At 71.4% G+C, this 14,335-nt stretch carries 1 protein-coding gene and 1 pseudogene; both read right to left on the bottom strand.

The annotated features are described in order from the left end of the window. Nucleotides 1-2: 2 nt before the first annotated feature. Nucleotides 3-13,655 (bottom strand): non-ribosomal peptide synthetase, encoded by a 13,653-nt coding sequence (locus JK358_RS13220; RefSeq protein ID WP_201947231.1) that lies wholly within the window; start codon nt 13,653-13,655, stop codon nt 3-5. A gap of 325 nt (nt 13,656-13,980) precedes the next feature. Beyond that, nucleotides 13,981-14,335: pseudogene (locus tag JK358_RS13225) on the bottom strand (cytochrome ubiquinol oxidase subunit I); the annotation flags it as partial.

Genomic DNA, 14,335 nt, shown 5'->3' on the forward strand with positions numbered 1-14,335 from the left:
TGTCACTCCCCGCTCCAGTGTCCGGCCAGCGTCGCGCCGATGCGGGCCAGCGGGATCGGCTGTGCCATGCCGATATGGGTGGCGTCGACGGCGATGTCCGTCACCCGCCCGGTGACGTGCGCGGCCCAGCTGCGCGCCGGATCACGGGTGCGATCGGTTTCCCGGGTGGCGGTGAAATGCAGGATGTCGCCGTCGAATACGCCGCCCGGGAGGCCCGGGACCTGCCGGGTGAGTGCGGCCGTGGCCCGCTCGATCAGGGCGGGCGGGAGCGCGGCGGCCACCTGGGCGATGGACTCGGTGCCGGTGAGCTCTCGCCAGGCGGCGGCGATGTCCTCGGAAGACGGTGCGGGAGAGGCAGTTCCGTCCGCCGCGGCCGAATCCATGAGGGCCAGCATGCTGATCCGCTCACCCTGGGCCTGCAGCAGCAGGGCCGTCTCGTGCGCGATCCGGCCGCCGAGCGACCAGCCCAGCAGCCGGTACGGGCCGCACGGCTGGATGCGCCGGATCTCCCGGACGTAGCGCTCGGCGTAGTCGCGGATGGTGGCCATGGGCGCTTCACCGTGCAGCACCCACGGATCCTGGATGCCGTACAGCGACACCGCTTCTCCCAGATGCGGCAGCAGGCCCGCGTACGGCCAGGCCAATCCGCCGCCGGGGTGGACGCAGAACAGGGTTTCGCCGTCGCCCCCGCGCAGCGGGAGCACGATGTCGAACACGTCGTCCGCGACCGGCCGATCGCGCAGCCGCTGCGCCAGCGCGGTCACGGTCGGGGCCTCGAAGACGTCGCGCAGGGCGATCCTGCCGTCCAAACGGGACACGAGCCGGGCCGCGCTCAGCGAATTGCCGCCGAGCGCGAAGAAGTCGTCGTCGCGACCGGCGCGATCCAGTTCGAGGATGTCGGTGACGGCCGCCGCCACCGTACGTTCGGCGGCGGTCGCCGGACGCCGGTACTGCGGTTGCGCCACCGGCGCGGGCGGCAGGGCGGAGCGGTCGACCTTGCCGTTCACCAGCATCGGCAACTGCTCCAGCGGCACGATCGCGGGCACCAGATAGTCCGGGAGTCGTTGCGCCGCAGCGGCGGTGACCTTGGCGAGGTTGAGTTTGCGGCCGGGCTCGGCGACCACGTAGGCGACCAGCGAGCCGCCCGCCGGACCGTCCGTGTGCACCGCGACCGCGTTGGCGACATGGGGGGCCGCGGCCACGGCCGCCTCGACTTCGCCCAGCTCGACCCGGATGCCGCGGATCTTCACCTGGAAATCGGTGCGGCCCTGATAATTCAGCTCACCCTCGCTGGTCCAGCTGACGAGATCGCCCGTGCGGTACAGCCTTTCACCGCTGCCGAACGGGTCCGCGACGAACCGACCGGCGGTGACCTCCGGATGGCCGAGGTAGCCGCGTGCCAGTCCCGGGCCGCCGAGGTACAGCTCCCCGGTCGCACCGACCGGCATGGGCCGCAGGCAGGCATCCAGGACGTAGCAGCGCACTCCGGCGACAGGGCGGCCGATGGTGACGGGCTGATCGGCCGCCAGCGCCCCGCTCAGCGTGCAGATGACGGTGGTCTCGGTCGGGCCGTAGGCGTTCACGATCCGGCGTTTGCCGCCCCACGCGTCCACCACCGTCTGCGGGCACGCCTCACCGCCGGTGACCACCGCGGCCAGTGACCGCAGCCCCTTCGGTTCGGTGCAGGCCAGCACGGCGGGGGTGACGAAGGCGTGGGTGATGCGCTCCTCCCGCATCAGGCGGGTCAGCGGCTCGCCGGCATAGACGTCCGGCGGCGCGACCACCAGCGTCGCGGCCGCGCCCACCGCGAGCATCAGCTCCCAGACGGAGACGTCGAAAGTCGGTGAGGCCACGCACAGTACGCGCGCCTTCTCATCCGCGCCGAGGCACCGGGCCTGGGCCGCGGCCAGATTCGCGAGACCGGCGTGGGTGACGACCACGCCCTTGGGCGCACCCGTCGAACCCGAGGTGTGAATCACGTAGGCGGCGTTGCCCGCCCGCACCGGCACGATGGGCGGCAGGGCATCGGCGCGGGCGTGCAGGGTGGTCGCGGAGAAGGTGCGGATCACCTGGCCTTCCGTGCCGAGCACGATCACACAGGACTGCGGCGCGCCGATGAAGGCGGCGGCGTGCTCCTCGGTGGTGATCACGATCCGGACCGCCGCGTCCCGGAGCATGGCGGCCCGGCGCAGTTCCGGGAATCCGGGGTCGACCGGCATGAACGCCGCACCCGATCGCGCGACGCCCCAGAAGGCCACCACCCACGGCAGTGACCGCGACATGCCCAGGGCCACCACGTCTTCCGAGCCGATGTCCAGCCCGGCCAGACAGCGCGCCAGATCCGCTGCCCGGCCGCGCAATTCGATGTAGGACAGGGCGACGTCGCCGCAGCGGACGGCTTCGGCGCTCGGTGCGCGGCGGGCGGCGGTGGCCAGCAGATCCGCCAGCTGGATCTCCTTGTCCGCCGTCTCGGTGCTGTTCCACTCCCGCACCGTCCGCTCGTACTCGCGCGACGTGAGTGTTCCGATTCGCGCGGTCCGCACCCGCGGGTCCGCCGAGACCTGTTCCAGGAGCAGGAGATACCGCTCGGCCAGCGCTTCGACCGTGGACCGGTCGAACAGGTCCGTCGCGTAGTGGACGGCCACGGCCAGACCCGCATCATGCTGCGTGACAATGAATTCCAGGTCGAAGCGCGAGGTCGTGGCAGGTGTGGCGACCGGCTCGACCTCCAGCCCGGCCAGGTCCAGGCGCACCGGATCCAGGTTCTGCACCGCCAGCAGCACCTGGAACAGCGGATGCCGGGCCTGCGAGCGCGGTGGATCGAGGACCTCCACCACCTGCTCGAACGGGATGTCCGCGTGCGCGAAGGCTTCCAGATCGATCTCGCGGACGCGCCGCAGGAACTCCGAGAACGGCTCGGCGGCAGCGACCTCCGTGCGCAGCACCAGGGTGTTGACGAACATGCCGACCTGGTCGTCCAGTGCGGCCTCGCCGCGACCGGCCACCGGGGTGCCGATCGCTATGTCGGAGGTGCCCGACCAGGCCGACAGCAGCACCGCCAACCCCGCGTGCAGGGTCATGAACAGCGTGCCGTCCTGCGCGCGGGCCACCGCCCGCAGGCGTTCGGCGGTGGATTCGGGGAGCTCGACCGACACCGTCGCGCCGCGCTGGGACGACCGGACCGGCCTCGGATGATCCAGCGGCAGACCGGTATCGGCGGGCAGGCCCGCGAGAGCGGTGACCCAGTAGCCGATTTGGCGGCTCGCCTCGGAATCCTCCTGTGCCGTCGAACCCAGCGTGCGCCGCTGCCACAGGGTGTAGTCGGCGTACTGCACCGGCAACGCGGGCCGATCCGGCGCGGTGCCCGCCAGGGCCGCCGCGTAGCCCTCGGCCAGATCCCTGGCCAGCGGGCCGAGCGAGAACCCATCGGCGTTGGCGTGATGAATCACGAAAGCCAGCAGCCACTCACCCGCGTTCACGGTGAACAGCGCCGCCCGTACCGGCACGCAGGACGTCGGATCGAACGGCGCGGTGCAGAATTCGTGCACCGCGGTGGACAGGTCGGCCGAGAAATCCGCCTCGAACACCTCGAGTCCGGTCGACGACTCCGCGACGGGAACTATCCGCTGGCAGACGACGCCGTCGACCTCCGGGTAGTAGGTGCGCAGACTCTCGTGCCGGTCCAGGACATACCGCACGGCCGACGCCAGGGCGTCGACCGCCAACCGGCCGCGCAGGCGCAGCACGAGCGGAATGTTGTAGGCGGCGGAGTCGGGGTCGAGCTGGTGGAGCAGCCACAGGCGCTGCTGAGCCGGGGACAGCGGGAGGGGTTCCGGGCGTGGCGTGGCGACCAGCGCCGGACGGGCGGCGGTCTCCGGAGCGCCCTCGTGGCCGCGGAGCCGCTCCGCGAGTCCGGCGACCGTCGGCGCATCGAAGACCTCGCGGACGGGGAGCTGGATGTGCAGGGCCGCGCCCAGCCTGGACGCCACCCGGGTCGCGCTCAGGGAATTGCCGCCGAGGCGGAAGAAGTCGGCGTCGGCGCCGACCTGCGGGAGACCCAGGACCTCGGCGAACACCTGCGCGACCACCTGTTCCGCCGATGTACGCGGCGGGTCGACGGGCACGTCCGGCAGCGCGGGAGCGGGGGTGTCGCGGGGCACGGAGCAGGTCGCCGGACCTTCGGCGAGCACCCTGCGGTCGACCTTGCCGTTCACCGTCAGCGGCAGGCGGTCGCGGACCACGATCGACGCGGGAACCATGTAGGCGGGCAGGGTTCGCGCCAGCGCTTCGCGCAGTTGCGCCTCGGTGCACGGTCCGCTCGCACAGTGCGGGTCGGCCACCGCCTGCACGAGGAGGCGTGGCTCCCCGGCGTGATCCGCGGACACGGCGGCCACCGCCTGGGCCACACCCGGCACGTTGCGCGCGGCGGCTTCGATCTCGCCGAGTTCGATGCGCAGGCCGCGCACCTTCACCTGGGAATCATTGCGTCCCACGAACTCCAGCTCGCCGTCCGGACGGTGGCGGACCAGATCGCCGGTGCGGTACATGCGGCCGCCGGTGAAGGGGTCGGCGACGAAGCGGGCCGCGGTCGGGCCGGGGCGACGGTGATAGCCGCGGGCCACACCCGCACCCGCCGTGTAGAGCTCGCCGGTGACACCGGGCGGCACCAGGGCCAGGCGATCGTCGAGAACGTAGCAGCGGACACCCGAACCGGGTCGGCCGATGGTCACCGCTCCGCCGGTGTACGGCGCGCTCAGGTGGGAGATGATGGTGGTTTCGGTGGGTCCGTAGGCGATGAGCAGGCTGCGGCCCGATGACCACTGGGCCGCGACCGTCGCGGGCACCGCCTCGCCACCGGTCACCAGCACAGGCAGGGCCGCGGGCGAATTCGGCGCGGACAGCGCGGCCGGATCCAGGCCCGCCAGTACGGCGGGGGTGATGAAGGCGTGCGTAATCCGTTCGCGGCGAAGGAGTTCCGTCAGCTCGGGGCCGCCGTAGACATCCGGATCGGCGATGACGAGGGTCGCGGCCGCGCCCACGGCGAGCAGCAGTTCCCAGACCGAGGCGTCGAAACTCGGTGCGGACAGCTGGAGCACTCGCGAATCAGCGTGTGGAGCACAGTGTTCCGCCTGGGCGCGGAGGATATCGGCGAGACCGGCGTGGGTTACCGTCACGCCCTTGGGTTCGCCGGTCGAACCCGACGTGTAGATGATGTAGGCGCTGTCGAGCAGGCGCGGGCGCACACGGTTGGTGATCGGCGCGGCGTCGGCGCGCGTCAACTCCTCCTGGGTATCGGCGGCGTCCAGCACCAGCCACGGCCGAACCGGCTCCGGGAACTCCGGCAGTGCGGAGCGCAGCGACTCCGACGTGATACCCAGTACCGCACCGGAATCCGCGAGTATTCGCCGGATGCGCTGTTCGGGAAGACCCGGGTCCACCGGCAGATAGGCGGCACCGGTCTTGGCCACGGCCCACAGGGCGACAATCCAGTCGAGGGATCGCCGCAGCGCCACGGCCACCACCCGTTCGGGTCCCGCGTCACGCCTAATCAGACTGCCGGCCAGTCGATTCGAGCGCTCATCCAGCTCACGGTAGGTGAGAGCCGAATCGCCGAAAACCACGGCGGAGGCGTCCGGCGCGAGAGCCACAGCACGAGACAGCAACTCGGGCAGCGTGATCGGATCGGCCGCACCGGCACTGTTCCACTCCCGCAGCAGCCGAGCCTTTTCCGCAGGATCCACGATATCGACCGCTCGCACGGCGAGGTCCGGATCGGACACCACCTGGGCGAGCACACGTTCGAAGCGCCCCAGCAGCGTTCGCGCCGACTCCGCGTCGAACAGCGCGGTGTCGTACCGCAGTGTCACCGTTGTACCCGCGTCCGTCTCGGTGAGGTCGAACTCGAGATCGAATCGCACGGTGGCGGCAGTGCGCCGCACCGGCTCCACGCGCACGCCCGGCAGCCGCACCTCCGGCTGATCGAAATTGTTCACCGCCAGCGCGATCTGGAAGATGGGATGCCGGCCACCCGCCCGGGGCGGGTCGAGCGCCTCGACAATCCGCTCGAACGGGGCGCGCGCATGCGCGAAGGCATCGACATCGATATCGCGCACCCGGTCCAGCAGCAGAGTGAACGGCTCATCCGGATCCACCGGGACACGCAGCGGAACCGAGTTCACGAACATGCCCACCAGATCATCGAGACCGGCCGCCTCCCGACCGGCGGTCGGCGCGCCGATGACCACATCGCCGCTGCCGGACAGCTTCGACACCAGAATCGCCAGCGCCGCATGCGCAACCATGAACAGCGAAGCGTGCCGGGCGCGAGCCAGCTGCCGGGTGCGCTCGGAGATCTCCTGCGGCACCGCCCATTCCACACTCGAACCCGCATGCCGGGCGATCTCCGGGCGCGGACGATCCGAACGCACCGACATCTCCAGCGGCGCCCCCGCCATGGTCCGAACCCAGTACGCCAGTAGCCGATTCAGCTCCGACGCCGGATCCTCGGCTGCCCCGAGTACGGTGTGCTGCCACACCGAGTAGTCGGCATACTGCAGGGGCAGCACCGGCCACTCCGGCTCCGACCCCGCCGACCTGGCCGTGTACGCCACCGACAGATCCCGCGCCAGCGGAGCCAGCGACACTCCGTCCGCATTCACATGGTGCACAACCATGGCCAGCACCCACTGCCGCCCCTCCACCGCGTACAACCGCGCCCGCAGCGGCGGTGCGGCCGCCAGATCGAAAGGCTCGCATTCGAACTCGTCGAGCGCCCGCTCCAATCCATCCGCAGGCACGCGGCGTATCTCCAGCGCCCCGATATCCGCCTGCGCCACAACCTGATACGGCACCCCGTCGACCTCCGGAAAGTAGGTCCGCAGGGCTTCGTGCCGCGCCACCACATCCGCGACCGCCGCCGCCAGCGCGGCGACATCCAGATCCCCGGTCAACCGCAACGCCAGCAGAATGTGATACGCCGACCGCGCCCCCATCCGATCCAGCAGCCAGATCCCCTGCTGCGCGAACGACAACGGCACCCGTTCGGGCCGCCCCCGCGGCACCAGATCGGCAACGGTGCCATGCGCCCGCACTGCGGCGCCAGTCTCCGGCGACGGCGCTTCCCGGAACGACACATCCTCTCCGGCTGCGGGATCCGCCGCGGCGGCCCGCACGACGACATCCACGCCCCCGGCCCGCGCCGCGGCGTCGAGCCGGGTCGCCAACGCCGATACGGTCGGATGCTCGAACAGGTCGCGCAGCGGCAGGGTCACGCCGGTTTCCGCGCGCAGCAGGGCGATGACGCGGGTGGCGGTGAGCGAATGTCCGCCCAGCGCGAAGAAGTCGTCCAGCCCGCCGACCTCGTCGACGCCGAGCACCTGGCCGAACACTCGCGCCACCGCCTGTTCCGAAGTGGTTCCGGGGGAACGGAACTCGGCTCGGGGGCGGACCGGCACCGGCAGCGCCGCACGATCCACCTTGCCGGTGAGAGTGAGCGGCAGTCGATCCAGCACCGTCACCACGGCCGGCACATACTGATCGGGCAGACAGCGCGCCACCGCCGCACGCAGCTCCGATTGCTCCAGCGTCGCGCCGGGTGCGGCTACGACATACGCGAATATCTCAGGGCTGCCTGTTGTTTGAGCCGTACCCGCCGCTGTGCCGCCGTTGGTTTCGGCCGTTCCCGCCGCTGTGCCGCCAGCCGTTCCGCCGACGATCGACGTCGAGCTGGCGCGGCGCAGGAGCGCGGCTGCGTCCGCGACGCCGGGGAGGGCGGTGAGGGCTGCTTCGATTTCGGCGAGTTCTATGCGGACGCCGCGGATCTTCACCTGGAAGTCGGTGCGGCCGTGGAATTCCAGATCACCGGCCGTGGTCCAGGAGCCGCGGTCGCCGGTGCGGTACATGCGGTCGCCGGGCGGGCCGTACGGGTCCGCTACGAAGGCCGCGCCGGTGAGGCCGGGGCGATGGTGGTAGCCGCGGGCCAGACCCGGTCCGGCCACGTAGATTTCGCCCATCATGCCGGGTGGGACCGGGCGCAGGCGGTCGTCGAGCACGTAGCAGCGGGCGCCGACCACGGGTGTGCCGATCGGAACCGGGGTCACGGGGTCGGGCAGCTGCAGGGGGCAGCTGACCGTCGACCAGATGGTGGCCTCGGTGGGGCCGTAGGCGTTCACCAGGCAGCGGCCCGCCGACCAGGTGGCGGCGAGTTCGGGCGGGCACGTTTCGCCCGCGGTGGCGAGCATGCGCAGCTGCGGGACTCGTTCCGGGTCCGGGAGGGTGGCCAGGACGCGCGGGGTGAGCATGGCGTGGGTGATGCGCTCGAACACCATCAGGTCGAGCAGGTCCTCACCCGCGTAGGCCCAGGCCGGGGCGACCACCAGGGTCGCGCCGGTGGCGAGGGCCTGGAGCAGTTCCCACACCGACGCGTCGAACCCGGGCGCGGCGACCGCGAGCACCCGGGTGCCCGGATCGCTGTCACAGCGCTGTGCCTGGGTGACAACGACATTCGCGAGTCCGCCGTGTGAAACGGCGACGCCCTTGGGGGTTCCGGTCGACCCGGAGGTGTACATGACGTAGGCCGGATTGTGCAGGCGCAGCGGGCGCACGCGGTCGGCGTCGGTGACCGGCGGCGCGGCCGGACCGGCCAATTCGGCCGGGTCCACCACCAGCCAGCGGCCGGTGACCAGGGCGGGAAGTTCCGAGCGCCACTCCTCGCTCGTGATACCCACGGCGGCAGCGGAATCGGCGAGCATGCGGGACACCCGCTCGGTGGGCGCGGAGGGGTCCACCGGCAGGAAGGCCGCGCCGGAGTGGGCGACGGCGCAGACGGCCACCACCCACTCCAGGGACCTCGGCAGCGCCACGGCGACCACATCCTCCGGTCCCACACCGGATTCGATGAGCGTGCGAGCCAGGCGATGGGAGCGGTCACCCAGTTCCCGGTAGGTGAGGGTGGCTTCGCCGCAGACGACGGCCTCGGCCTCGGGCGCATAGGCCGCCGCGCGGGTCAGCAGTTGCGGCAGGGTGAGCGGGACGGCTTCGCTGGTGTCGTTCCACCGGCGCAGCACCCGGTCGCGTTCCGCCCCGGTGAGCAGGTCGATGTCGCCGACCGGCAGGCCCGGGTCGCGGCTGATCCGGTCCAGGACCCGGCACAGCCTGCCCGCGAGCACCTCCATGCCGTCGCGGTCGAACAGGTCGGTGGCGTAGCGCAGCGCCAGCGCAAGTCCGGACGCGCCTTCGGCCAGCGTGAACTCCAGATCGAATTTGGCCAGCGGCGAAGGGATTTCGAGGGGTTCGACGCGCAGTCCGGCCAGCTCGAACTCGGTGCGGCCGGGGGTGCGATACGACAGCATCACCTGGAACAGCGGGTTGCGGGTGCGCGAGCGCGGCGGGTCCAGCGCTTCGACGACCCGCTCGAACGGCACCTCGGTGGCGAATGCGCCGAGATCGGTATCCCGCACGCGGGCAAGCAGATTCGTGAACGGCTCGGCCGGATCCACCCGCACCCGCAGCACCAGGGTATTGACGAACATGCCGATCAGGTCGTCCAGCACGGCCGCACCGCGCCCGGCGACGGGCGTGCCCACGGCGATATCGCCGCCGCCCGACACCGCCGCCAGCAGCACCGACAGCGCGGCGTGCAGCACCATGAACGGCGTCGCGCCCTGCCTGCGCGCCAGTTCGTGGATCCGGCGCGCGATATCGGCGGGGATCTCGGTGCGCACCTCCGCCGCGCGCCGGGATCCCGCCGTCGTGCGGGGGCGATGCGGCGGCAGCCCGGATTCGGCGGGTAGTCCGGCCAGCAGATCGCTCCAGTAGGCGAGCTGACGGGAGAGCACCGAGTCCGGATCCGATTCCGAACCGAGCATATCCCGTTGCCACAGTGCGTAATCCGCGTACTGCACCGGCAGCGGCAGCCAGCCCGGCGCACCGCCTCGCACCCGCGCCTCGTAGGCGACGGCCAGATCGCGGGCGAACGGACCCAGCGAGAAACCGTCCGCGATCACGTGGTGCACGAGGACGGCCAGCACATGGTGATCCGGTGCGCGGTCGTCACCGGGCACGGCGAGCAGGCGCACCCGGATCGGTGGCGCGGCGGTCAGATCGAAGCCGACAGCGCCGAATTCGCCGAGCACGCTGTGCACCTTGTCGGCCTGCACCGGCTCCGGAACCAGCGCCCCCACCACCGTGTCGGCGGCGCAGAAGCGCTGGCACACCAGGCCGTCCGACTCCACGAACGAGGTGCGCAGCGCCTCGTGCCGCTCCACCACATCGCGCAGCGCCGCGGTGAGCGCCTCGACCCTTACCGTGCCCGTGAGCCGCAGCGCGAGCAGCATGTTGTAGGCCGCGGACTCCGGATCGATGCGATTGAGCAGCCACAGTCGCTGCTGTGCCCCGGACACCGGAATCACCTCCGGGCGCGGCCGCCGCGTGAGCCGGGTGCGGTCGGCGGAGCGGTTCCTCGAGGTGACCCGATTCGCCAGCGCCGCAACGGTGCTCGCTTCGAACAGGTCGCGAACGCCGACCTCGACACCGGCTTCGGCGGCGACCCGCGCCACCACCAGCGCGGCCGTGAGCGAATCTCCGCCCAGGGCGAAGAAGTCGTCGTCCAGCCCGATCCGGCGGGTGCCGCCGACGCCACAGACCACCTGCGCGAAGGCCGCGGCGACCACCTTCTCCACCGCGGTGATCGGGGCGCGGTAGGCCACGACGACGGCGGCGGGCGCGGGCAGCGCCGCCCGGTCCACCTTGCCGTTGCCGGTCAGCGGCAGCCGATCCAGCAGGATCACGGTGGGCACCATGTAGCTCGGCAGATGCTGTGCCGCAGTGCTTTCCAGCTCACAGGCGGCCAGCAGCGCGCCCGGTGCGGGCACCGCGTAGGCGACGATGCGGGGCGCGTCCTGCGCACCGTGCACCACCACGACGGCCTGTGCGACGCCGGGATATCCGGCCAGCACGGCTTCGATCTCGCCCAGTTCGATGCGCAGGCCGCGCACCTTGACCTGGAAGTCGGTGCGGCCCCGGAACTCCAGCTCGCCGTCACCGTCACGGACCACGAGATCGCCGGTCCGATACAGCCTTTCGCCCGGCGCGAAGGGATCCGCGACGAATCGGGCGGCGGTCGTTCCCGGGCGGCCCAGATATCCGCGCGCCAATCCGGGACCTGCCAGGTACAGCTCGCCGACCACACCGGCGGGCACCGGCCGCAGCCATGCGTCGAGCACGTGGCAGCGGACGCCCGGCAGCGATGCGCCGAGGAAGACCGGCCGATCCGCCACGAGCGGGCCGATATTCGTGACAATGGTCGCCTCGGTGGGCCCGTACACGTTCACCAGCGTGCGGCCCGGCGCCCACGCGGACACCACCGACTGCGGACATGCCTCACCGCCCGTGGCCAGGTAGCGCAGCCGGGTGAGCCCGGCCGGATCGGTGCCGGCCAGAGCCGCGGGGGTGATGAAGGCGTGGGTCACCCGCTTGCGCCGGATCAGATCCGCGAGCAGCGGACCCGCGTAGGCGTCACCGGCCGAAACCACCAGCGCCGCACCGCCGCCGGCGGCCAGGGTCAGTTCCCAGATCGAGGCGTCGAAGGTGGTGGCGGCCATGCACAGCACTCGCGAATCGGAGTCGACCCGCATCCATTCCGATTGTGCGGCAACAACCTCGGCGAGACCGCCGTGTGTCACGACGACGCCCTTGGGCATGCCGGTCGAGCCGGAGGTGTAGATGACGTAGGCCGGATGCTCGAGCCGCAGCGGGCGCATGCGGTCGGCGTCGGTCAGCGCCGCGCCCATGCCGCGCAGCCAGACCGAGGCCGGATCCCGCCCGGCCGAGGCGGTCGGGTCGCTGCCGCTTCCGGTGCTCCCGCAGCGCGTTCCGGCCGGGTACTCCAGTACGAGCCAACCCGGCCCGCCGGCGGTGAAGTCGGGCAATTCCGTTGGGGTCAGGTCGATTCCGGCGCGTGCGCCGGACTCCCGCAGGATGGCCGCGATCCGGTCGGCGGGGTGGTCCGGGTCGATGGGCAGGTAGGCCGCACCCGTTTTCGCGATGGCCCAGAAGGCGATCACCCATTCGACCGAGCGGCGGGCCGCGACCGCGATGACGTCACCGGGTCCGAGGCCACGCTGACACAGGCTGCGGGCCAGTCGATTCGAGAGTTCGTCGAGTTCGCGGTAGCTGAGCGAGTTTTCACCGCATATCACCGCCGGCGCGGATTCGTTCCGGGCCACCGCCGCTGCCAGCAGATCCGGCAGCAGGACGGGCTCCGCCCCCGAGAGTTCCGGCGACGTGGCGAGTCCCGGCGATGTGCGCGCCGCCTCGGTCACGCTGGGCGCGTGCGCGATTCGACGCAGCTCGGCGTCGGACAGCAGGGCGACGCGGGCAACGGGCTCATCCGGTGCGGCGGCGATGAAGTTCTCCAGGAACATCAGAAAGCGGTGCAGGTGCACGTCCAGCGCCTGGCGGCCGTAGCGGTCCGGGTTGGCGAGCAGATCGACCGACAGGCCCGCCTCGGCCCCCGCGCGGTAGAGGTTGAAGTGCAGGTCGGCGACGGAACCCGAAGACAGGATGCAGTATTCGCCGACGGCCGCACCGAAGCGGCTGGTGCGGTCGAAGAACATGAGGTTCACGCTGGGGCCGAGCACCTGGTCGGGCGCCACGCCCAGGGAGCGGCGGATGTCCTCGCAGCGGTAGCGCTGGTGGCGCAGGCCGCCGGTGGTTTCCCGGGCCGCCGCCTCGACCAGCTCACGCACCGTGGTGGCCCCGGCGCAGCGCAGGCGCAGCGGCAGCACATTGGCGAGCATGCCGCCGGACCGCTTGAGCGCGGCCGTGGTTCGCGCGGAGGTGGCCAGCAGGACCATGGGGTCGGCATTGCCGGACATGCCCGCCTGGAACGCGCCGATGGCGGCCACCAGCAGCTGGGCCGGACTGACGACACAGGCGGCGGCCAGATCCTCCAGGCGGTCCCAGTTCTCGGGGCTCAGCGTGCCCGCCGCGCGGATGGCGGGCGGGAGCGCGCCGCTGCGGCGGTGATAGCGCGGCGCGGCGGCCGCGGGGACGGGCGCGGTCCAGTCGGCGAAGCGTTCGCGCCAGTAGTCGCGGTCGGCCTCGAAGCGGCCCGAGGCGCGGTATTCCGCGTCGGCGGCCTGGATCTCGGCCGGGGACAATCCGCTGTAGGGGGCCGGTTCGCCGCCCGCGAGCAGGGCCTCGTACCACTGGCCGATGCGCACGATCAGGCTCAGCCCGCCGTAACCGTCGATGGCGACGTGATGCATCTGCGCGTACCAGATGTGGTGGCGCGGTCCGACCCGCAGCAGTGCGGCCGCCCACAGGGGCGCGTCGATCAGGTCGATGGGCAGCCGGTGCCGCCGGTCCATCCATTCGAGGGCGGCGCCCAGCGGATCCGGCCGGTCGCCGAAGTCGACGCGTTCCAGTCCGCCGCCGATGTCGGCGGCCATCCACTGGTAGGGCCGCCCGTCCGCGACGCCGATCCGCAGCCGCCCGACGCCGAACTCCTCGAACGCGCGATGGCTCGCCGCATCGAAGAGTTCGGCGTCGAGTTCACCGTGCAGCTGCAGATAGTGCGCCTGCCCGGGCAGCGCGCGGGCACGAAGCGCGGAGCCGTCGTGCGTCCCGAATTCGTCGGCGAGCCACAATTCCATTTGGGCGCGGGACAATTCGAACGGTACGGCGTCGCAAACATCCGGAGAATCGGCGAGCACTGTCCCTCCCGGAGGCGAGAGTCATGGAATGCGCCGGGGCGCAATCGGACTCCGCCACAGCGCGGTCCGATACCCCGTCAGGCGGACAGTACCCCACAAGTAGCTGGAAACTTGCCACCATTCCGCTCGTGCCGCAGATGGACGAATGATCAGACGACCGAACCGATTAGCCTGTCTCAGTACTTGATTCGAATCGGCAGCTCCGAAGACAGCTGCGGCGGCCGTCGGATGACGGCCGCCGCGTGGCTGGTATCGCTGCCGGAGATCAGCTCTTGGCTTCGGCGTGCTCCGCGACATCGTGCGACTTGGAGCCCCACCCGACATGGGCCTCGGCGCGCATGCGGTCGACCATGTGCGGGTAGTGCAGCTCGAACGCGGGACGCTCCGAGCGAATGCGCGGCAGCTCGTAGAAGTTGTGCCGCGGCGGCGGGCAGGAGGTCGCCCACTCCAGCGAGTTGCCGTAGCCCCACGGGTCGTCCACGGTGACGACCTCGCCGTAGCGGTAGGACTTGAAGACGTTCCACACGAACGGGAGCATCGACGCGCCGAGGATGAAGGCGCCGATGGTGGAGATCGTGTTGAGCGCGGTGAAGCCGTCCATCGGCAGGTAGTCGGCGTAG

Source organism: Nocardia acididurans, assembly GCF_016741815.1.
Classification (GTDB): domain Bacteria; phylum Actinomycetota; class Actinomycetes; order Mycobacteriales; family Mycobacteriaceae; genus Nocardia; species Nocardia acididurans.

What these genes read in the sequence shown, in the direction of transcription:
- JK358_RS13220 (WP_201947231.1), bottom strand. Translation starts at nt 13,655, where the DNA reads ATGGAATTGTGGCTCGCCGACGAATTCGGGACGCACGACGGCTCCGCG.